General features: G+C 64.5%; 21 protein-coding genes. 3 read left to right on the forward strand and 18 right to left on the reverse strand.

Annotated elements, in window-relative coordinates; translation table 11 throughout:
• Positions 1-91: 91 nt before the first annotated feature.
• Positions 92-1,345, forward strand: coding sequence for a hypothetical protein (locus AC2A1N_RS04085; protein WP_484371543.1), 1,254 nt, complete (start codon positions 92-94; stop codon positions 1,343-1,345).
• On the opposite strand, the gene AC2A1N_RS04090 is transcribed toward AC2A1N_RS04085, so the two are convergent.
• Positions 1,342-1,557, reverse strand: coding sequence for a hypothetical protein (locus AC2A1N_RS04090; protein WP_143569536.1), 216 nt, complete (start codon positions 1,555-1,557; stop codon positions 1,342-1,344). The two genes, AC2A1N_RS04085 and AC2A1N_RS04090, sit on opposite strands and share 4 nt — an antisense overlap.
• Before the next feature lie 172 nt (positions 1,558-1,729).
• Here AC2A1N_RS04090 and AC2A1N_RS04095 point away from each other — a divergent pair, with 172 nt between their 5' ends.
• A complete protein-coding gene (locus tag AC2A1N_RS04095) occupies positions 1,730-2,212 on the forward strand; it encodes a LexA family protein (protein WP_484371545.1) in 483 nt (160 codons plus the stop codon).
• The gene (locus tag AC2A1N_RS04100) at positions 2,196-3,446 is read left to right on the forward strand and encodes a Y-family DNA polymerase (protein WP_484371547.1); all 1,251 of its coding nucleotides are present in this window, start codon (positions 2,196-2,198) and stop codon (positions 3,444-3,446) included. Before AC2A1N_RS04095 ends, AC2A1N_RS04100 begins: the two co-directional genes overlap by 17 nt.
• 70 nt (positions 3,447-3,516) lie before the next feature.
• Here the strand turns inward: AC2A1N_RS04100 and AC2A1N_RS04105 are convergent, their stop codons facing one another.
• From AC2A1N_RS04105 to AC2A1N_RS04185, 17 genes are all read right to left on the reverse strand, one after another.
• Positions 3,517-4,197, reverse strand: coding sequence for a phosphoribosyltransferase (locus AC2A1N_RS04105; protein WP_484371549.1), 681 nt, complete (start codon positions 4,195-4,197; stop codon positions 3,517-3,519).
• The gene (locus AC2A1N_RS04110; protein WP_478440970.1) at positions 4,178-5,086 is read right to left on the reverse strand and encodes a DNA-processing protein DprA; all 909 of its coding nucleotides are present in this window, start codon (positions 5,084-5,086) and stop codon (positions 4,178-4,180) included. The genes AC2A1N_RS04105 and AC2A1N_RS04110 overlap by 20 nt, the downstream gene beginning before the upstream one ends.
• Positions 5,087-5,414: 328 nt before the next feature.
• Positions 5,415-6,347: an SOS response-associated peptidase family protein gene (locus tag AC2A1N_RS04115; protein WP_484371551.1), complete on the reverse strand. Its 933-nt coding sequence runs from the start codon at positions 6,345-6,347 to the stop codon at positions 5,415-5,417.
• Between the two features lie 42 nt (positions 6,348-6,389).
• Positions 6,390-6,860: a hypothetical protein gene (locus tag AC2A1N_RS04120; RefSeq protein WP_484371553.1), complete on the reverse strand. Its 471-nt coding sequence runs from the start codon at positions 6,858-6,860 to the stop codon at positions 6,390-6,392.
• A gap of 2 nt (positions 6,861-6,862) precedes the next feature.
• Positions 6,863-8,152 carry a hypothetical protein gene (locus AC2A1N_RS04125; RefSeq protein ID WP_484371555.1) on the reverse strand — a complete coding sequence of 430 codons (1,290 nt, stop codon included), beginning with the start codon at positions 8,150-8,152 and terminating at the stop codon, positions 6,863-6,865.
• Between the two features lie 69 nt (positions 8,153-8,221).
• Positions 8,222-12,940: a host specificity factor TipJ family phage tail protein gene (locus AC2A1N_RS04130; RefSeq protein WP_484371557.1), complete on the reverse strand. Its 4,719-nt coding sequence runs from the start codon at positions 12,938-12,940 to the stop codon at positions 8,222-8,224.
• Complete coding sequence (locus AC2A1N_RS04135) at positions 12,931-13,323, reverse strand: peptidoglycan endopeptidase (protein ID WP_484371559.1); 393 nt, start codon at positions 13,321-13,323, stop codon at positions 12,931-12,933. Before AC2A1N_RS04135 ends, AC2A1N_RS04130 begins: the two co-directional genes overlap by 10 nt.
• On the reverse strand, positions 13,323-13,784 hold the full coding sequence (locus AC2A1N_RS04140) for a DUF1833 family protein (protein ID WP_484371561.1): 462 nt from the start codon (positions 13,782-13,784) through the stop codon (positions 13,323-13,325). Before AC2A1N_RS04140 ends, AC2A1N_RS04135 begins: the two co-directional genes overlap by 1 nt.
• Complete coding sequence (locus AC2A1N_RS04145) at positions 13,781-14,137, reverse strand: hypothetical protein (RefSeq protein WP_064239303.1); 357 nt, start codon at positions 14,135-14,137, stop codon at positions 13,781-13,783. Before AC2A1N_RS04145 ends, AC2A1N_RS04140 begins: the two co-directional genes overlap by 4 nt.
• Positions 14,137-16,908: a phage tail tape measure protein gene (locus AC2A1N_RS04150; RefSeq protein ID WP_484371563.1), complete on the reverse strand. Its 2,772-nt coding sequence runs from the start codon at positions 16,906-16,908 to the stop codon at positions 14,137-14,139. The genes AC2A1N_RS04145 and AC2A1N_RS04150 overlap by 1 nt, the downstream gene beginning before the upstream one ends.
• Positions 16,901-17,095 (reverse strand): hypothetical protein, encoded by a 195-nt coding sequence (locus tag AC2A1N_RS04155; RefSeq protein WP_064239305.1) that lies wholly within the window; start codon positions 17,093-17,095, stop codon positions 16,901-16,903. Before AC2A1N_RS04155 ends, AC2A1N_RS04150 begins: the two co-directional genes overlap by 8 nt.
• Positions 17,096-17,136: 41 nt before the next feature.
• Entirely contained in the window at positions 17,137-17,547 is a 411-nt protein-coding gene (locus AC2A1N_RS04160) for an SDR family oxidoreductase (protein WP_064239306.1), read from the reverse strand.
• A 3-nt stretch (positions 17,548-17,550) separates the two neighbouring features.
• The gene (locus tag AC2A1N_RS04165) at positions 17,551-18,306 is read right to left on the reverse strand and encodes a phage tail tube protein (RefSeq protein WP_484371566.1); all 756 of its coding nucleotides are present in this window, start codon (positions 18,304-18,306) and stop codon (positions 17,551-17,553) included.
• 36 nt (positions 18,307-18,342) lie between these two features.
• Entirely contained in the window at positions 18,343-18,798 is a 456-nt protein-coding gene (locus tag AC2A1N_RS04170; protein WP_235643171.1) for a hypothetical protein, read from the reverse strand.
• Positions 18,791-19,123: a head-tail joining protein gene (locus AC2A1N_RS04175; RefSeq protein ID WP_235643172.1), complete on the reverse strand. Its 333-nt coding sequence runs from the start codon at positions 19,121-19,123 to the stop codon at positions 18,791-18,793. Before AC2A1N_RS04175 ends, AC2A1N_RS04170 begins: the two co-directional genes overlap by 8 nt.
• Entirely contained in the window at positions 19,120-19,878 is a 759-nt protein-coding gene (locus tag AC2A1N_RS04180; protein ID WP_484371569.1) for a hypothetical protein, read from the reverse strand. Before AC2A1N_RS04180 ends, AC2A1N_RS04175 begins: the two co-directional genes overlap by 4 nt.
• A 45-nt stretch (positions 19,879-19,923) precedes the next feature.
• On the reverse strand, positions 19,924-20,925 hold the full coding sequence (locus tag AC2A1N_RS04185; protein ID WP_180890523.1) for a major capsid protein: 1,002 nt from the start codon (positions 20,923-20,925) through the stop codon (positions 19,924-19,926).
• Between the last annotated feature and the right edge of the window lie 59 nt (positions 20,926-20,984).

Raw genomic sequence — 20,984 nt, forward strand, 5'->3', positions numbered from 1 at the left:
AAAGGGAATGCTTACAGCGAAGGGACTGGCCGCACTGCCAGCCGGCGAATGGGCCTCAGATCCGGCGCCGCGCGGCGCGGGCTGTCTGGACGTGCGCAAGCTGGCCGGCGGGCAACTGCGGTTCTACTACAGGTACACGAAGTCCAACGGGCAACGCGACCGTCTGCTGATCGGCACCGGCCTGGCACTGACCGCAGCGCGCGAAGCGGCGGCGGCGTTGTCACGACGGTATCAGGCCGGCGAACGCGATTTGCGCGACGCGATCGCGGCCGAGGCAGCGGCGGCTGAACGCGCGAAGGCTGAGGCCCTGGCCGAATCGACACGCCGATCAGGTGCAACGCTGGGAGCTCTGATGACAGCCTATGCCCAGAGCTTGGAGGACGCTGGCAAGGTCTCTGCCGCCGCGACGCGCGCTTCCATCAAGCGCCACATCGAGGATCCGTGGCCTGCCCTCTGGGCGCGCCCGGCGTCCGAGCTTGAGCTGGATGACCTGCTTCCGATCCTGTCGCGACTGGTGCGCTCCAAGAAGCTGCGCGAGGGCGGCAAGATCCGGTCGTATCTGCGGGCGGCGTATGCAGCAGCGATCGCAGCGAAGCAGGATGCGGCAGCCCCCGACGCTCTGCGCGTGCTCAACGTATCCAGAAACCCGGCGCGCGACCTGGCCACGCTCGACAGCGGGCAGCCGCGCGACCGGGTTCTCTCGGTGGCCGAGCTTCGTGCCTATTGGCGCCGGATCGAGGCGATGCCTGGGAGGGAGGGCGCCCTGGTGCGCTTCCACCTGCTGACTGGCGGGCAGCGCATTGCACAGCTGATCCGGCTGAAGTGGTCAGATCACGATCACGACACGGACACCGGCACCGGATCCGTCCGCTTGCTCGACATCAAGGGGCGTCGCCGCGTGCCTCGCGTGCACCTGGTGCCGCTGCTCCCGCTGATGGCTGCGGATCTCGCCGTCTTGCGCGGCGATGATGACAGTGAAGGCGGCGGCGACGGCACCAGGCCGCACCTGTTCTCGCTCACCGCCGGAAAGGCGCCGGCCACCTATGACGAGTTCCGGGGAATCATGGATCCGGTGGTGGCTAGCATGGTGGCCGCCGGCGAGCTGACATCGCCGTTCACGCCGGGGGATCTACGACGCACGGTGGAGACTCGGCTCGCTGCGCTGGGCCTGTCGGAAGAAGTCCGTGGCCACCTGCAATCCCACGGCCTGAGTGGCGTCCAGAAGCGGCATTACAACTTCTTCGAGTACGACGCGGAGAAACGCGCTGCGGTGGAGGCCCTGTACGAACTGCTTACCGGCGCCGGTGCGACGGTGGTGCCGATGCGCAAGGGCCTGAGCCGTTAGAACGGCAGGTCCTCGGGCAGATCCAGGCCTACCAGGCGGCCTGCGGCGCGTTGATGACTGCTGGCCGTAGCGCGCAGACGTTGCGCGCTCTGCCGGCGGCGCGCGCGGCAACGCCAACTTCCAGAGGTATCTCGTTCGAGGTCCGACGCCTGCTGCAGCTTGGCCGCAGCCTTGGCCTCCAATGAGGCCGGGTCCTTTTGCCAGTTCGCCATCGCTGCAGGATGCCTGCTGAGCGTCGCGCAGTTCGCGACTGCCGCGGCGCCTGGGCCTCTGTGCGGAACGCGTTCAGGAATCCGAGGGCGACGATCACGGCCAGTAATTAGTAATTGTACTAACATGCGCCCCGTCTCGACCTGTGAGACATGCCGCTACCAGAGTACGCCCATGCAGTTCCTTCCCCACTCCCACACGCTGGCCCGCCCAATCGGCCCGGCCATGATCGATGGCCCGACGCAGTTCGTGCCCCTTGCCGCAGCGCGCGCGCGGCTTGGCTTCCCTTCGCCGGCCGACGACTTCATGGACGATGCGATCGACCTGCATCGCCTGCTGGTGCGCAACCCCGCCGCCACATTCCTGTACCGCGCCGATGGCTGGTCCATGAGCGGCGCCGGCGTCAGCGACGGGGACATCCTGGTGGTCGACCGGTCGGTCACGCCCCAGGCGGGGGACCTGGTCATTGCCATCTGGGACGGGAACCAGCCCACCTGCAAGGTGCTACAGCTGTTTGAAAACCACATGGAGCTGCACTCGGCCAATCCGGACTTCCCGCCCATCGTGCTGGAGCAATCCACCGAGGTGGAAGTGTTCGCCGTCGTGGGAGTGGTCCGCCAGATCAAACGCCGGAGCGGCCGTGTTCGGGCTCGTTGACGGGAACAACTTCTACGCCAGCTGCGAGCGCGTGTTCCAGCCGGGTCTTCGCGGCGTTCCGCTGGTGGTGCTGAGCAACAACGACGGCTGCGCGATCGCGCGCTCGGCCGAGGCCAAGGCGCTGGGCATCAAAATGGGCCAGCCTGCTCACGAACTGAAGCACCTGGTGCGCCGGCATGGCCTGCAGATGCGCTCGGCCAACTTCGGGCTCTATGGAGACATGAGCGCCCGGGTCGTGAGCGTTCTGCGGGAGGCCGCGCCGCGGGTGGAGGTCTACAGCATCGATGAGAGCTTCATCGACCTGGACGGAATTCGGGATCGCGAGCGGTTCGCCCAGGATTTACGCCAACGTGTGCACCGGTGGACCGGCATACCGAATTGCATCGGCATTGGCCCCACGAAGACCTTGGCCAAGTTGGCCAACAAGGTGGCCAAGAGTGCTGACGGTGTGATCGACCTCGGCAATGCGGCCTACCGGGACACGGTGCTGCGGACGTTCCCCGTCGGTGACCTATGGGGCGTAGGGCGCCGGCTGGCACCGCGGTTGGAATCCATGGGCATCAGCACTGCCGCGGCACTACGCGACGCGCCGGCGGACGACATCCTGACCACCTTCGGCGTCACGTTGGCACGCACCCAACGTGAACTGCAGGGACATCCGTGCATGGAACTGGAGGAAGTTGAGCCGGATCGGCAGCAGATCATGGTGAGCCGGTCCTTTGCGGATCGGGTGGAAGACCATGACGCGGTAGCTCAGGCGCTCGCTACCTTCGCCATCAGGGCCTGCGAGAAGCTCCGCGCGCGCGGTCTTGTCACCGCCGGGGTATGGGTGTTCGCGCATTCCGACACGTTCCGCCCGGAGCTGCGGCAGCACAACGCCACCCGGTCTGTAAGCCTATCGGCGTCGACCGCTGACACGACCGTGGTGCTGGGTGTCGTCCGCCGGCTGCTGGGCGGCCTGCTGCGGGAGGGCATCGGGTACAAGAAGGCCGGTGTGGCGCTGCTCGACCTAGCCCGGCCGGAAGAGCTGCAGGCGGATCTGTTCGGACCCACGGTGGTAGGCAACGAACGGCTGATGGCCACCATGGACCGGATCAACCAGAAGTTCGGGCGAGGAACTGCAGGACTGGGCGCGTCAGGTTGGCAGGCTCGGCCGGCCTGGGGCATGCGGCAACACATGCTCTCACCAAACTACACAACTTCCATTCACGAGATACCACCAGCTCGCTGCTGACCAGCAGCCGAGCGATGCGCGTTTGAGCCCATATCCACTAACGGACAGAAGCTAGCAACACTTCAGATCCTCATTCATTCGACCGCTTAACTTCAGGTTGGAAAATACGACGAAATTCCTCGGGAGATAGCACGGGAAAATCCGGCGCCGGCCAAACGGTTTTTGCCAGGAAGATACCCACGACGCTCCTAACATTGGGAAGGCCGATCAAGAGCCGCTTTGCCGCTGCGAAAGACGCCCCCATAGTGATTACGTCATCCACCACGATGATGTTCTGCGACAAGGGCGGCGCCAGGAACGTGGGATCTACTGCCAATGTCTCACAGAGCTCATCCGGCGTAAGTCGGTGACCATGATGCTGCGCATCGCGCTCCACCGTCTGAACCAACAACGGCCTGATATCTACATTCGGCACGCCCACAGCCATGCGCTTGAGCACCCTCAGCATTCGATCATCATAGTCGGCATGTCCAGCCGGCTTTGATCCAGGCATTGGCACGAAGGTGTGCGAACCAATGGTCTTTCTAAGGTCGATTACGCTTGCTAGCGCGCGACCCCAATATTCAATCGCCAACCTCTTGTAGTAGAGCTGACCCTCACTCGCGGTCGGCTTCTTCTTCAAGTTCAGAATTTGCTGGTTGGTGTCACTGGCTTGGTAGCCGCCTTCACTCGTGTATTCCCCATAGTGAAAGCACTGATCGCCAGTTTCCAGATACGTGTAGTTCTTTGGTTCAAGGGTCTGCAGGCGCATAACTACCCAGAGCTTCCATGATCTCGGTCACATTGCGAACGCGGATGGCGCCTTGCGCCTCATACTTCTTGGGCCAACTCAAATCACCTCGGCGGAAACAGCTGTCCAAGATGAAGAGCTTCCTCCCCTGGGCCAGGGCAGCTCTCGCTTGGACCAGAGTTCCAGAGGTATTCCCAGCCTCTACGATGATCGTTGCCTCGGTGAGAGCAGACATCGTCACGTTTCGCGCAGGGAAGAACAGGCTGTTCGCCTTGTAGTGCTGCTGCTTGTATCGCAAGAACGGCACCTGCGATATCACAAGATGATCCTTGGCCAAACTCTCTTGCAGAGCGGCGTTCTCTCGCGGGTAGTAGTCAAAGAGCGGCGTCCCGATGACAGCGATCGTTCGACCGCCGGCCTCCAGCGCCCCGGCGTGGGCGGCGGAGTCAATACCGCGCGCCAGTCCGGAAACCACCGTGAAACCGTGCTTGACCAACGCGATAGCGATGCGACGAGCATTGGCCGCTCCCTCGGGAGAGGGATTACGCGTGCCGACGACGGCGACGCCACGTGTATCGACCAGCTCCCAATCTCCTCTGTAATAGAGAAGCTCAATCGGGTGATCTGCCTCTCGGAGCTTGGCCGGGTACTCGCCGGCGCCATGCACGCGGACCCCGACCTCCTTCAGGCGATCAGCTCCGACTTCCTCCAGGAGCCTCTTCCACGTGTCCCGCACTTCCAGCTTTGACACCAACTCTGACGGAACCCGACCAGGGTTCTCGGCGAACAGTTGTGCAATGTTCTTGAACCAAGCACCTTGCCCCAGCCACAGCGACTCATAAGCGGCCATCTCGCGACGGAGCTCGATCGGTGGTGCCGAAAAAATTGAATAGTCAGAGACTTGGTTCATCTCGGGCTGCTGTGAGCACTCTACAAGCATAGATTCCTCACCCAAACGTCCAGTGTGCAGGGGGAACGACTGGCCCAGTGTGGCCGACCCAATATGTTACCCCTTCTGCGTCGATGTCACCTGAAGGGCGCGAAGTCGGCAGAAGGCCGCCATAGCCAGATATGCCACGAACACCGTTCGCGGGCAAGCCTGACAACGGTGCCGGCGTGGCGCGGCTCAGACGCCCCCAGGTTGAGCTGCCGTAGGCCCCGGGTCCGGCAGGGCCAGCATGCCCTCCCCGACTCGCCTGGGCCATCGGGCAACCGCGCGCCCCAGAACCGGGGTTTCCCTAGGCCGCCAGCCGGTGCTCGTAGAACGGGTGCCGCTTGTCGTCGAAGATCCTGTAGAGCGCGGCCAGGTTGGCCGGATCCGGGTGGAGCCACGCATCCACGTGCTCGGGCTTGATGTTGATGATGGTCCGGTCGTGGCCGGCGGCGGCCACCTCGGGCTCGGGGTCGTCGGTGATGGCAGCGAACGACAGCAGATCCGACTCTTTGCCGGCCGGGTCCTTCCAGTGCGACCACAAGCACGCGACCAGCATCGGCTCGCCCGTGCGCGGGGTGAACTGCACCACCTGGTTCTTCCCGTCCGGGCCTTCGACGTTCTCGTAGAACGTGTCGACCACCATCAGGCCGTGGGTGTGCCCGAACGCCGGCGCCCAGAACTTCTCCAGGCTGTCGCGACGGGCGTTGTAGGTGCCGGGGAAGCGCTGGTCGTAGTTGGCCGGCTTCCCGGCCAGGCGGCACTGGTAGCGCATCGGCTTGATGACCAGCTTCCCGCCCTCGGAGACGATCACCGGAGCGTACACGCCGGGGAAGATGCGGCTGTCGCGATCCCTCGGCTCGACGCGCTGCAGGTCCGCCAGCCGCGCCTTGGCCCGCTCGATCTTGTTGCCGGCAATCCGCACGTCCTCGCGGGCCTTCTTCGTCTCCTTCAGCTGCAGCGCCCGCTCAGCGTCGGCCAGACGCTTGCGGTTGGCGAACAGCTCCTGCTCCAAGATGGCGGCCTCGGCCCTGTTCCACTGCTCGACCTCGGCCCACACTGCCAGCTCTGCCGCGCTCTCGCCGGCCCGGAAGGCGTCATCCATGGCCTTCGGCGTCTTGGGCCGCTTCTTGCCCGGGTCGTGCGCGTAGAGCGCGGCGAACTCCTGCAGCGACAGGGTGGCGCCGGTCATCCTGACCAGCTTCTGATAGGCGGCGGTGATCTGGGCGGAATAGCACATGGCTGCCATCTCGCCGCAAGCGCCGTTGCCGCCGCGTGAGGATCAAGTCACGGGCTGCGGTGCCAGTCCATCCAGCGGCAACTCCGCCTTCTCCGGCCAGGCGAACGTCTCCGGCTGCGGCAACAGCGCGCGCACCTGCTCCCAGGTCTCGATGCCTTCCGGCGGCGCCAGCACCAGCTGCTCCAGCGCCTGGTTCACAGCATCGCGCCAGGCCACCATCGCCCGCGCCTCGGCGCGGTATCGGGCCACGCCGCTGTTGTAGTAGCTGGCGCACGACTCGATGCTGTCGTAGCCACGCTCTACCGCTTCGGCGCGCATCCACGCGAACGCCTGGTCGCGGATGTAGCGGTAGTGCGCGGGCGTGTGCAACTCGAAGCCCAGGCCGGGCGATGACGCCGGCAGCGGTGTGTTCCGTTCCAGCCATTCGGTCGGCCACAGGTAGTGCCCGCGCGGGATGAAAGCACCCGTTTCGACGCAGCGAATGACGTCCGGGTCATCGGTAAGCTGGTACATGATTAAATCTCCGCGTCTGCAGTCCAATTGAAACGCGTCAGGTATGACCCGTTTACAGTCAAACCCGAACCAAATACGCCATTCACCGCAAACCCCCTACTTGAAGCGCTGTCAAAGCTCCAAGAGGCGTTAGAGTTCCACACTGCGCCGTTCCACAAAGCCGCGCCATTACCCTGCGAGTTTGCGTCATTGCTGGTGTAGAGCAGCAACGCAGGGGTGGCGCGCATTTCGACCGGGAAATGGACTGTGCCTGTACGTACATCTGAGCCGCTCCACGCGGTCGCCCCTTGTGCTGTCGCTGCCGCAAGCGCAACGGCGGGGGTGGTACCTACGGGGAATGACTTGCAATAGAAGCGCTGGCAGAGAGTCAATTCCAGTCCATCAGGTCGGTACTCGAAAGCGCTTGCTGAAGAACCTTCTTCGACCTGCACCTGCGTGAAATGCACATCACCAGCTTGCGCACCAAGAGATGCGTTGCGAGCGTTAAAGTTGCTTCCGCCTGTTGCCCAAAGAGTCAGAATCAGAGAACTGTTGGCACCCACAGTCTTACCGCTGATAGACGGAATCTGCACGGTATGAGTGACGGTATTGATTCCAGCTGCGAGGCTGTACTTCGCAGCACCGATCCCCGAAACCTGCGCACTTCCGCCAGCACCGAAGCTTTGACCAAATTCGATGGCAATCTGTCGGCCTGCCGCACCACTGTTGAACACCTTCAAACTCACGGTTACCGTTCGACCCGCGAGCGTGGTCACATTCTCCATTCGTTGTTCAAGCACAACGTAATGGTTTGCAGCATCAGTCACAGCACCGTATGCGATTTTGGCAAGATAGATACATTCGGTATCGAATGCACCTGGCGTTACCGTGTTCCGTGACAAGCTCGGCGTTGCCACGCCGCCCGCGTTGAAGTACCAACGGTCGACGGAGTAGCCCGGCGCAGTGAAGTTGGTCCCGCGCTGCCACCAGCGCATCGAACCGTTGATGAGCCGGTTCTTTCCGATGAAGCGTGCACCGAGCGCAGTGTCGGCGTTCTGGCGTGCGGTCACTTCTGCAGTGATGGCCTGCGAGAGGGCGGCATCGGCATCGGCGCGCTGCTGCGTCTCCTGCTGCAAGCCCGTTTTCAGGTCGGCCACATCCTGGCCGATGTTCGATGACCCACCTTCCAGCGCGGAAAGACGCTGTTCGGCGTCCTCGAAGTTGTCGTTGCAGGTCGCAAACGCGGTGAATGCGTCGTCGCCTGGCCTGCCATCCGGCTGGATGGTCGTTTGATCAATCAATTTCTGCGGCATATATGTTCTCTGGTGTTGATCGCCCACGGCAAAGCGGGCCGGACATGCCGGCCCGCGCCTTGTGCGGTTTCAGTTCTCGACCGAGATGATCGACAGGCTCTGCGTGATGGACTGCTGCTGGAAGGAACCGGAGGTGTGCGTCACGGTCTGCTCGGTGAAGCTGGTGATCACCGCGCGGTAAGTCATCGTCTGCGCACTGGTGCTGGTGTCGTTCACGGTGAATGACCCACCCCAGGTGGACGTGGCGTTGTCCGGGCCGTCCTGCTCGTTGAGGATCATCACCGAACCGCTGACGTTCAGTACCTGCCAAAGCGATTCAGCCCCCTCCCCCACCCGCCGATAGATCTCAACGCGTGCCGTGTTCTGGCCCGCGCCCGCGACAAAGCCGTCGCTGCCATAGGTGGTCTTGGTCCGGATGTGCCGGCGGGAGAAGCTGACAGTGACGCTCCGCACGCGGCCATTGGTGGCGAACGGGCCGTTGACCAGCTCCACGCCGACTGTCTGCGTGGTCGTCGTCTGGACCGCGTTACGCAGGATGCCCGCCGACAGCTGGCCACCGAAGTAGGCACTGCCGTTGGCGTCCATCCACATGACCGCGTTGGACTTCGCCGCGGCCCCGGCGCCGACGTTCGGCCCGAAGTAGTCAACCAGGTTGTCGCCGGCAGCGCCGAAGTTGGTACCGATGATGCGTTGGGCGGCGCCCTTCCAGACGCGCAGGAAGCCGTCGCGCCACTCCATGCCCTCGCTGGCCCCGGGCGAGATGACCTCGAACGTGTTGCTGGCGAAACGGGTGTTGATGACCTGGCCGTTGTTGTCGATGACCATGCCGCCGATCAGCGGTCCGGCGCCGCTGTTGGCGATGACGTTCAGGAACGCCCGCGCCAACACCTGGGTCAGGCCGTTCTCGTTCTGAACGACACGGGCCTCCATGCCCTGGACCACTTCGGCGCTGGCCTTGCCGGACACTTCCGCCTTCACCGACGCAAGCTGGCCGGTGACGGCCTCTATGCCGTCCTCGGTGACGGCCACGCGGGCATCAATGCGCTCCACGTAGTCAGATGATGCCTTGCCCTCCAGCTCTGCGCCCACGTGCTCGATCTGTTCGGCTTGGCTGGCCTGCTCGGTTGCGATCAGCTCGATGGACTTCGTGGCACTAGCCTTGAAGTCGCCCAGCTCGACGTTGAGCGAATCGACGGTCTTGGCCACCGCCCGATCACCCTGGACCATGACGGACTGCCAGGTGCGCACGCCTGCGTAGACGTTCCGGTCGCCGGCGTTCCAGTCGCGGTCGCCAGCGTGCTTGTACGTCATCTGCGCTTCCAGCGACGATGTGCGGTCTCCGACCGCGCGCAGGCCCTCTTCGGTTTCCTCCACCCGGCCGCTGACCGCGTCGACCGCCTCGACCGACGCTACCTTGCCGTCACCGGCCGGCATACGCGCGGCGATGGCGTTGATGCGGCCGGCCTCGGCCGCCAGGTCCGAAGCGTTCTGGTAGGCCATGTCGATCGACGCAGCCAACGCCTCGCCCACGCCAGAGAAGTTGCCCACCAGCTGCCAATCATCCGGGGAGGCGCCAGGCTCGGCGTCGGTGTTCTCGCGCAGCGCCCGGTACAGCTTCCCGTCGTGCCGGGTGAAGTCGCCCACCGGGTAGGTCTTCCCAGCCTCCCATTCGTCGGCCTCGGTCAGATCCGCGACGATCGCTCCGATGGCATCGGCGTGCGCAATGGCCGCTGCCATCGCGTCGTTGGCCTTCTTTGTTGCGTCGGCCGCGGCTTCACTCGCGACACGGGCATCCTCGTTGAACCGCTCGATCTTCTCCTGGTCGATGCGCTGCTGCGCGTCGATGAGCTCCTGAATGGTCTTGTCGATCACCTGGCCGAGGTTGGCGCCGAGCTTCTTGGTGATGACACGGGCCTCGGTGGACAGCTCCCCCGACGTGTTCACACTCCGGCAGGCGAAAGTCCAGTCGCCCGACTCCGGCACAACGGCTTCGAAGGGTACTGCGTGGTAGCCGCTGCCCCCGATGGGGATCATCTGCTCCCATTCCGGTCGCAGCACCGCGCCCTGCATATAGCGGATCTCGACGCCGGCAAAGTCCGGCGACTGGATGCTGTTGGCCAGGAATCCCCAGGTGTACATGCGCACGCCGCCGGACAGCTCGTCCACGTCGAAGAAGTCCACCAAGCGCGGCGGGACATCCGCACCGGCCGTGATGTAGGTCACCGACGCTGCAACGCCGGCCCGGCCGTCGGGGCTGAACGGTCGGACCACCACGGTGTACTGGTCCGCATGGCTGATGCGCCAGGTGGCCGTGCGGGTGGTGGTCTGGGCCACCTCGGAGAGCACGCCGTCGCTGCCGGCGGCCAGCACCACGATGTTGCCGACCGGGCCGCTGATCTCGAAGGTGACGGTCAGCTCGGTGAACACCGTATCGCCCTGCACCACCTGCTGCTCAGTGATGGCTAGGCCGCTGGCAATCGGGCGGCTGGTGATCGGGTTGGTATTGACCGGCGGGACGTATTCGCCGGTGAGCACGTAGTTCCAGAACTCGGGTGGTTCGGGTACCACGGACACCTTGGCGCCTTTCAGGTCGCTCTCGGGCTCGATGCCAACCACACGGACCCGGTACCCCGGTGTCTGCCTGAAGTCGTAGATCCAGATGGTGTCGTGAGCCGGGTTGTCCGGTGTGTCGCCGGGCAGCGGCGCATCGCCTGGCCAGGAACCGGTCAGGCGGATGGTGTCGCTGGTGCCGGTGAACGGCTGCACGCCGAACACGCGGTACACCCGCTCGCCGGGGATGCGCAGGCCGATCCAGGCGTTGCCGTTGGTCGGTGCCTGGACCGGTTCGTCCAGCAGCAGCGTGACAACGCCGTTGGCCGCGGTGGCCGAAACGATCCGGCCGCCGGCACCCCACTGCGTCAGGTCGTGCTGCAGGGCCAGCAGGGACAGGCGACGATAGCTCAGGTGCTCGATGTCCGTGCTGTAGGTGATGTCCTTGTACTGATAGAGGGACTGCGCCAGGTGATAGCGAGCCATCCGCGCGGCGTGAGCCTCGTTGGTGATGCCCTCGCCCTCCACCGTGGCCGGGTTGAGCATGGTGGTTACGCCGGGCGCGGCTACGCGCAGGGTCTTGGTCGTCCAGTCGGTGGCATCGTAGTAGCTGTACTCGATCCCGTCGGCGGCGTTGGCCAGGGTGTAGTCAACCTGGAATTGCCCCTTCTTGATCGTGGCCATGTTGACCACGCCGGACAGTGGCTGCTCCGACCCGGCCCACACCACCGACAGGCGGCCGCCGGCCCAGGTGATCTGGCCGAACCCGGCCAGCGCGACGGCGTTGAGCACGTCGTCGTGGTTGCGGACATCCTTGATGTAGTTCGAGTAGCCGTAGCCGTTGGCCTGGCAGAACAGCATGAAGGCCTTCAGCGCCTCGATATCGATCTGGACATCGTCCAGGCCGATGCCGGCGATCAGCTTGCCGTGCTCGTCCCTGAAGCCGCGGGCATAGGCCAGGATCAGTGCGCCCGGGTTGTTGGTCTCCTTCGTCGCCCACCCCGCCTCCGTCCAGACCGGTGCCGGCTCGGCGTAGGCGACGCAGCGGATCTCGTCCGGCTGGCCGTTGAGCTGCCCGGTTGCCTTGATCCGGATGCCGATTCGGGCCAGACCGGCGTAGTCGGCGGTGTCCTTCTGGATGCTGGTCAGGGTGGACCAGGTGAAGTCGCTGGTGGCGCCGCTGCCATCGGTGTTGTGGCCGGCAATGCGGACCCGCACTTCGTACTGCCCCTCCGGTACGTCTCGGGAGTAGCTGCGGCGCTGCTGCTTCTGCGACCGGCTGACGATCGAATAGGACCCGAAGAAGCTCCAGTTGGCAATGCCGACGGCGCGGTACTGGATCTCAATCGTCTCGCGGTTGTCCTTCGGCTTGCCCTTGCTGGTCGTGTCGAACAGCATGAAGTCCACGTCCACCTTCAGGCGGATCGTGTTCGGGCTGCTGGTGCGCTGCACCCACGGGCTGGCCTGGCCCTTCGCCGCCTCCAGCGCGCCGCCGTTGATCGTGTCGGCATTGCTGTACAGCGGGATGGCCTCGCTGGGCATCTCGGAAAAGCCGTTGTGCCACACCGTGACGCCCTCGAAGGACGACAACAGCGCATCGCCGTTGTACAGGGCCTCCACGCGCCCCACGTTGATGCCCGCCGTCAGGGTCATGGCGAGGTACTGGTCGTCGGCCTCGTACCAGGTATAGGGGTTGCTGGCCACGTCCGGCGCGATGCGCAATGGCCCGCCCAGCAGCAGCGGCAGGGGCTGGTACGGGCGCGGCTGATTCCGGGCCGCGCCGATGGTGTACACCGGGCTGGCATCGCTGGCGCTGGGCTTGGGCCGCTTGGGCCCCAGCACTTTCTGGATCAGCAGCGCCCCTGCGGCGTAGATCGCGCCCTGCGCCAGACCGGCGACGGCTGCGCTGTAGCCGGCGGCCACGATGGCCGTACCGACACCCATGGTGAAGACGGTCAGGGCGATCAGCGCAACGATCATCAGCGCGGTCTTCTTGACCACGCCTCGAACCTCGATCACCGTTCCGTCCTTCGGGCGCACGCGGTCCATGACCTCATGCGGCACGACCACCCCATTGATGCGCACCTCCCACAGGTCGCTGGAGTAGTCAGGCACCACGCGTGCCAGGAAGCCGCCCAGCCGCTCCCCCTCCTGCAACTGCGCCGCCAGGGTACGCTGGCCCTCCAGCGTCACCGGGTGCGGTGTGATGATCAGCGGCGCGTCCTTGATCAGGCCCATCTGTAGTAACCCTCAATCCTCAAGCCGAACTCCGGCAGGTCACGAACGCGGTGCAGTACGCTGCAGCCGTTCTTTTCGTTGGAATGCAGCACCCACCCCTCATGGGCCAGGTGGAAGTAGACGCCGGCGTGGCCGGCGCGCTTCTGCCCGTGCTCGACCATCAGCACCAGGTCACCGTCCGTTGGCACGGCCACCGCGGTCCCATACGGCCTCGACAGCTCGCCGATGGAGGCTTGGCCCACCACGCCTCTCGGGCGGCCGTTGGGGAGCTGAACGGCGCGCCCGAACAGCTGCCGTTGGACCAGCACCACGAAATCGGCGCAATCGCACGTGTGCTCGCAGTACGGCACGCCCACCAAGGCTTCTACGTCTGCCAGCCGCATCAGAAGATCCCCGGTAGCGTGAACGGGTTGGCGCGCAGGCGCACGGCCTGCTGCCGCATCAGGTAGTCGACACCGCACTGAGCGGTGGCGGTGGCGCCGGCCACCGACACGCTGGTGATCGGCAGGTAGTAATCCCGCTCGTACAGGTTGGGGTCTGCACGGTCCGACAGCATCAGCCGCGCCATCATCAGCTCGTTCGGCCCCAGCGCCTCCAGGTCCTCGGAGATGCCGCGCCCGACGTTGTCCAGCACCAGCTGGGCACGCGGGGACTGACCGCGGGTGTCATCGGGCAATTTGAAGCCAAAAGGCACGCCCATGTAGGGAATGCCCTGGCTTACCCAGTCCTGGGTGTCGTTGACGATGCGCAGCGGACCCGGAAGCGACGGCGAGGTGATGGACAGGAACAGCAGCGTCCCACTGGTGTCGGTCATGCGCTGCTTACGTTCAGTGAAACTGCTCATCGCATGTACTCCACGACCACATCCATCCTGTAGTCCTCGGGCAGCTTCTCTTCGGGCACCAGGTCGCCGAGGGCACCGTTCTCGAAGCGCGCCGTGATCACTTCCCCCGTGTATGGGTGCACAAGGGTGAACCACCCAATGCGCTTGATCTCGCCGAAGTACCAGGCATCGAAGGTGTTCACGTCCGCGATGCTGGCGAAGTAGAGCGTCATGGCCTGCTTGATCAGCACCTGGCTGTTCTCCAAGCGCTGCTTGGGCGCACCGCGTTCCATTTCGGTCCTCAGAACTGAGGGATCGAAGGTTCGTTTTTGCCCTTCGAACATGACACGTGCCACTGAAGGTAATGCTGTCATCACACCGAGTCCTTTAAGCCGAATCGGCTCCCCATCGCTGCATACGTTGATCCCTGACCACTGGCGACCTGGCCACCGATGTAGCTGTCGACCTGGCCCAGCAGAACCTCAATGTCGAAGCCGCCCTGACTGTTGCGAGACGCGCTGGCGGTGGTGCCCGCTGGCGCGTTCATCACGCGAACATTGATCGCGCCGGCGGCCATTCCGGAACCGACCGGAGTAGCCACAGCTCCGCCCGAGTCATAGCCCTTCAGCCCTTTGCGCATCGCCTCGACCACCTCGACGCCACCCGCGCGCGCCACATCCCTCTGCGACCAGACCACCTCGCCCTTATGGACTACCCCGGCCGGCTGAAGAACACCACCGTCACCCGTGTACCAGCCGGTGGAGTAGCCGCCCCTCATGTTCTGGAACAGCTGGTTATTGATGCTGCTGGTGCCGGAGGTGACCGCCTGGTTACCCGCAGCGGTGACACCGCCACCCCAGGCACTGGCGAACATGTTCACTATTCCCATTGCCGCCTGCCGCGCGGCGATGCGCGCCAGATCGGCCAGGACCGACTTGGTGAGGTCGGAGAAGCTCAGCTTCCCGGTCGTGGTGAACTTGACCCACGCGTCTTCGAAGCCACCGATGGCGTTTCCGACCACGTCGCCCATCTGCCGCGCGGCATTGCCGGCCTCCTGCTGGTAGTTCGCCCAGGCAGCCCTGGCGCCTGCCAGCCAGCTTCCCTCGGCCTGCTGGAGCTCGTCGTACCCGTCTCGAATCATCTGCAGGCGATCGAGCGTTTTCGACAGCAGCTGCGCTCTCTCGGATTCGAACGTTTCCTGGTCGATTTGTCCCGCGTTCAACTGCAACTGCAGTTCTCGCAGCTTGTCCGCTTGGTCGGCGTAGGCGTCATTGATGCGCTGCTGAATCTCGTACTCACGATCACCCATCCCAACGCGCTGGGCCTGCGTTGAGAGCTGTCGCTGTAGTGCTTGATTGCTCGCGTCCAAGGCGTTTCCATACGCCGCGATAGCATTCAGGCGCGTTTTTACCGCGGCCGCTTCCTCAGTCGCCAGAACCTGCAGAGCGCCGGCCCCCTCGGTGCGGACCTTGGCGAGCCGTGCTTCCAGATCCCCGACCTGTCGATTCACGCCGATGGCTTCTTTTCCGGTCACCGCCTGTCGCTGGAGGAAGGCAATCTGCCGCTCCAACGATTTCGCCTGCGCGTCGGTCCCCTTCTGAACGAGCTCCCGCATTCGACCGTAATACTCGCCCGCCGTGATTTCTCGCGCCGAGTACTGAGCACGCAGCATCTGGGTAGCGGCATTGATCTGCGCCTGCTCTGCCAGCAGATCGTCTTTGTAGCCCTGCAGCCCTGCCGCCCTGGAAGCCGACCCGCTGGGTGCCTTGGGCTTCTCCGCATACTTCTTCTCGATAGCGGCGACGGCTGCGGCGCGGCGTTCCTCAATGGCACGAACCTCTTCCACGAGCCCGGCCGCTTCAGCTTTTCGCCGGACGACCTCGGCCTGCCCGTTGATCTGGGCAATTTCCCTCTTCTTCTTCTGCTCCTTCGTGGCCTGGGCCTCGATGATCGCGTCCTGCTGCTGCACGTAGTCCGCGCTGGCGTCCTGCGCAGCCTTTACTTCTGCATCCTTTCGCTCTTTGATCAGGTCGACAGCCAACGCCTTGATCTTCTCCGACCGGTCCTTGATGGACTTCTCCATCGCAGCCAGGGCAATGGGATTCCGGGCCAACGGCAGGCCCCGCTGGGTGCCATTAGCCAGATTGTTCAGCTTCTCCAGTTCCTGCTGGTTCTCAGCCAACAGTTGCTGCATTTGCGCCGCCGCCGGCCCGAGGCCCACGCTCGCCTGCATCGCCGACCACGCCTTCGTGGCCTCGACCCACAGGTCCTTGAATCCCCGGATCACCGGGTTCTGGCTGGCGCGGACCCGAGCGAGCGCCATGACGGTTTCATCCGCTGCTGCACGGGTGATCACAGTCACGGCGTCCTGATTCCGGCCCTGCTCCTGCAACGCCTTCACCTGCTCGTAGAGCGCCAAAGTCATGAAGTTGACCTGCTCGTTGAGCTTCTGCATTCCTTTGACCGGGTCTTCCGCCAGCTTCGCGTACAGGGCGATGGTTTCATCGAGCGCCTGCCCGCTGATTTCCTTCATCGCCACGGCCGCATTGGCTACGTCCTGAAGGTTCTGCGCGGCAATCTTCCCGTTCGAGCCGACGGCTTGAGCCGCCTCGGCACCAACGCCGGCGGCAACCTGCAGCGCGTCGCTGGTCTTCTGAGCCATGCTGACGAGCGTCAGGGTCGTCGCGGCCGCCTCATTGCGCGACAGGACAAGTGCCTTCGTGTAGGCCTGGGCCTGCTGCTCGGCGTCATACCAGGCGTAGACCACCAATCCGACAGCCGCCGCGGCCACGGTATACGGATTCACCATCCCCAGCAGCGCCGACGAGACCCCCTTCAATGCCGGCTCCACACCCCCGAAGCTGTCCTTGATCTGGCCACCCTGCTGCACCAGCACTGTGAAGAAGGGCATGCCGCCCTGCAGGCTGGTGAAGATGTCGGTGAACTGCGCCGGTAGCTGGCGCATCGCCTGCGCCGTCTGCCCTGCAGAGACCCCCAGCTCCGTGATGTTGTTCTTCGTCGGCAGCGGCCTGGCCGCTTCCGTGCGTACCTCGCGCAGCTGGCGAGTGAGCACGCCCAAGCCCTGCCGAATGTCGGCCAGGTCCGCGCTGATGCGGACGCGCAGATTTGCTGAAGGATCAGCCATCGTTCGATATTCCTTGTCGCTGCTGTGCCGGGGCCTGGCCGCGCAGAGCAGCCAGGTACATCTGCCAGTCGGCAGCCGGGGCGGCCATAGCCATGCGCGTGGCCACGGCGAACTCCGCGATGCGATCGCGCTCAACCTGCGCAGCTGCGGCGGTGAAGGCTCGCAGCTGTGCCAGGGTGTAGGTCATCACCTCCGCGCGGGAGTGTCCGTGGGCGATGAGGTACTGGATCAGGTCGGCGAGGCCGTACTCTCTTCCGCCGGGAGCTTCGCCTGCAGCAGAAGCCGCCGCAGGCGGAGGGCGAAAAAATCCCTGTTGAGCCCGACAACCGCCTCCAGCAAGTCAGCGATCTCGTCCAGCGTTGCCCCCGCAACCCATTCCGCCTCGCGTCCGATTGCCACCCCCAAAGCCGCGGCGATCTCGTTGCTGTCCTGCTCGAGCAGGTCGAGCAGGATGGCACCGACGCCAGCACGATCGGCGCCCTCGACCACACCGGCCATCATCGCCACTCGGGCGATGATGGTGCGGCTGGCCGTGATGAAAGGACCGATCTGTTCCAGGCGCAGGGGACCCACAACCACCTTCTCGCCACGTACAAGAACCGTGCGCGTCGGCGGGGCGATCACGTCATCATCGGCCACGGCTTACTTCTCCTGCTGCAAGTAGAAGTAGGCCGACTTGTCGTTGCCCGTGGCCTTCGACGAGTCCTTGAGCAGCGCGCCGGGCACGCTTCCCGCGCCGAACTCGTTGCCGATCAGGCCCATGCTCTCAATGACGCCGCCGGCCACCTTGTGCGCTACCAGGCGGACCAACTTGCCGCCGCGTGCCTCGTTGGCACCGTAGAACTGCATCTCGTAGAACTTCTGCGAGGTGACCGCAGCTTCAACGTGGCCCAGGTCCGCGTTCTTGTAGGTGACCTTGATGTTCGGGGTGCCGACCGCGGACGGTGCTGCAATCGCAGATCCTGCCGGGATGAACAGCATGCCGCGCTCGAAACGATAGTCCTTCCCGGCCTCGTAGGCGGTGGTTCCGGTTGCTGGCTTCACGGCGGTCACCTCCGTGGCCAGGCGCGACAGTGGCGCAAAGCTGCCCGGCACGGCCAGCACCGGCTCATCGGTGACGGTACCCGCGGCGATGCTGCTGGCCTTGCCGCGAGTTGCCCGGGCGAAGTTCTCCGGGTTGAAGTCGTGGAACGTGTAATTGAGGTTGTAGCCGGTCACGCGATCGACACGGTTGGCCGTGCCGCCGCCGGGGTTCTGGTAGTCGGCCAGCTCGATGGTATTGGTCTGCGGCGCCACGGTATAGGCTGAGATATTGCCGATCTCCAAGAATGGATCAGCGGTGTTCCACTCACGGATCAGGACGATTCCTGCGCCCAGGTAGCTGTAGTCTTCGGCCATGATGGCTCTCCAGTTGGGTTGCCGCTGTGCGGCGGGTTATTTCTTGGGGATGTGGGTCTGGTAGGTGATCAGCACGCCGACCCAGCCGGCGCTGGCCTTCTCCGGCATCAGCGGTTCCATCCCGACGTACACCGGTACCTGGATGCCGTCGGGGAAGTTGCGGGCTACGCACTGGCTATCCATGGCCGCCTCGATATCGGTCACCAGGTCGTCCAGCGCCTGCTGGTATCCCTCGGTGTCGGTGGGAACCTTGGCGATGACGCTGACGGTGGTAAGCCGGTGCGTGTTAACTTTCGAGGGGCTCTCCGCCCGCTGCTGCTTCTCGATCACGGCCGTCAGCACAGTCTGCGTGTCCTGATCACCGGGCTTCGGCTCCAGTGTCCAACCGGCACCGGCATCGGTCAGGTAGCCGTTGTCGGTGCTGATCAGCTGCAGCGTCTTGCCCATCGCCTGCAGCAGCTGCTTCCGCGGGCTGGGGGTGCGATCAAACATTGGCCACCTCCCACACCGCCGTCGATTCGTCGGCGTGGATCTTCTGGACCAGTTTGAGCCGGCGGCCGGTGCCCTCAATCCGCACCACACCGCCCGCGCGAGGGCTGATTTCGGCCAACTGGAGCGTCACCCGATCAACCGTAGTCGCGACGGGCGCCACATCGTCGGGCGTGAACTGCTCCACGGCCTCGTCCAGCAGCACTGTGCACGGCACCTCAACCGTGCCGCCCGGATCTTTGTAGTGGGCAGCATCGGCGACGCCGGCTGCGCGGAAGGCATCGAACGCGACTGCGTCGAAGGCCTGCATGAAGGCTTTCTGGTTCAAGGCAGGGGCCTCGCGGTTTCCATGGCCTTTTCCAGCTCGCGCTTCAGGAAGAACGGCATCAGCCGCTTCCAGGTGTCCTCGGCCATGCCGAAGATGTCGTAGCGCGGCGTGTAGGCGGCGGTGTTGGTGAAGATGAAGATGGATCGGACACCCGATCCGCGTCCGATTCGCTCATAGATGCCCGGGCGCAGCACGCCGCGGCGCTTGGTGATCACGAAGTACTCGCCATCACGGTTGTTGCCTTTGCCCCGTCGCCGCTTCCGGCTGACACTGGTCTCGTTCTGGTACCGGTCCCGCTGGGCGCCCAGCTGCGACAGGATTTTGGTCACCTGGCCGGCCGGAACGTTGCCGTACTGGTTCGCCTGAGCGCCCCGACCCATCACCGCAAACTGCGTCGGCGACAACAGGCCTCGGCTCTGGAGGAGCCGCTCGAAGCCTTTCCGGCGGCGCTGACCACCATCCACCTCGGCAAGCAGGTACTTCGCCGGCGGCGTGCCCTTGAAGGCCTCGTCCCGGAGGTAGATTTCGGCGTACGGCTGGGCCTTGGTGGCCTTGCGGTACATCGCTGCGTTGACTGTCAGCGGCGTGGGCCGGTCGAACACCCGCGGCGCCTGGCGCTTCCAGCTCTCGCGGATCTCGTAGGCCACCTTGTTGGCGGCCTGCGATGCAGCGTAGGGCAGCTGGGACTGCTCCAGCGCGGTCAGCTGTCGCCCGAAGACGTTGTCGGGGTCGACCCCGATCCTGATCTGGGCCATACACCCTCCTGCCTGGCCCGCCGGAGCGGGCCAGGCACTGTTGGCTTACTTCGCGCCGGCCTTCAGGCGGATCACCGCGTCCGGTCGGGTGTTGATGTTGAGCGGGTTGGACTGGCTTTCCAGCTGGATGCCCTTGTTCATGCGCATCGGGGCGGTCTTGGTGTAGTACGGCAGGCCGATGCCGCGCACCGTTTCCAGGTAGTCCGCCGGCGCGAAGCGGGTCAGGAACATGTCCGGCACACCCAACGGGAACGCGATGGCCTCTCCGTCGGCAAGGGCCAGCTTCCCGCCGGTATTGCCCGGCAGCTCTTCGAAGGTGATATCGCCGAACACGAAGCCCTTGCGGACGTCATCGCGCAGCGCAGCACCGTCCTGCCAGCGCTCGTAGGCCTTCTGGACGTCCGGGTGGTCGGTCAGGGCATCGAAGAAGCCGGCGCTGCAGAACACATGGATGCCGGTGTACGGAATGCCACCCAGTTTTTCCTCGATTGCGCGCTTGATGGCCATGCACTTCGCGCGGACCTTGGTGGCGTCCTTGTTCAGCTCCATGCCGATGACGATCTGGCTGACACCGAATTCCTCGTAGAAGTCGATGATCACCGATCCGTCGGCATCGAGCAGCTTGCCCTGCAGCGCGCCCATACGGTGGTATTCGATGGTGAAGTCCAGGTCGCGCTTGTGCACCGCCTGCAGCGCGTTGACCACGGCGGCAACGTTGGCGCCTTCCGGGTCGGCCGGGTCATAAACGCCCAGAAGCTGGTCAGCCATCACCGTCGAGTTCTGCGGCAGGTGGGTGGTTTCCAGCAGCTTCACCTTGCCACGCTCCAGCCCCTTGGGCTGGCCGGGTGCACCGCGCGGAACGTTCGGGACCAGCACCAGCTTGGTGCCCTTGATACCCACCTTGACGATGGTGGTGCCGACCAGGCCATCTTCCTGGAACAGGCGCATGTCGGCCAGCCGCGTGGAGATGCGCGGCAGGTTGTTGATGTAGGCGTTCAGGGCGTCGAAGCTCAGCACGCCCAGAGCCAGAAGGGTCTGCAGATCCATGGTGATTTCTCTCTTGGAATGGGATACGAAAAGGCCCCGCGAAAGCGGGGCCAGGGGTC

The sequence above is a fragment of the Stenotrophomonas maltophilia group sp. SKK55 genome (assembly GCF_057179845.1).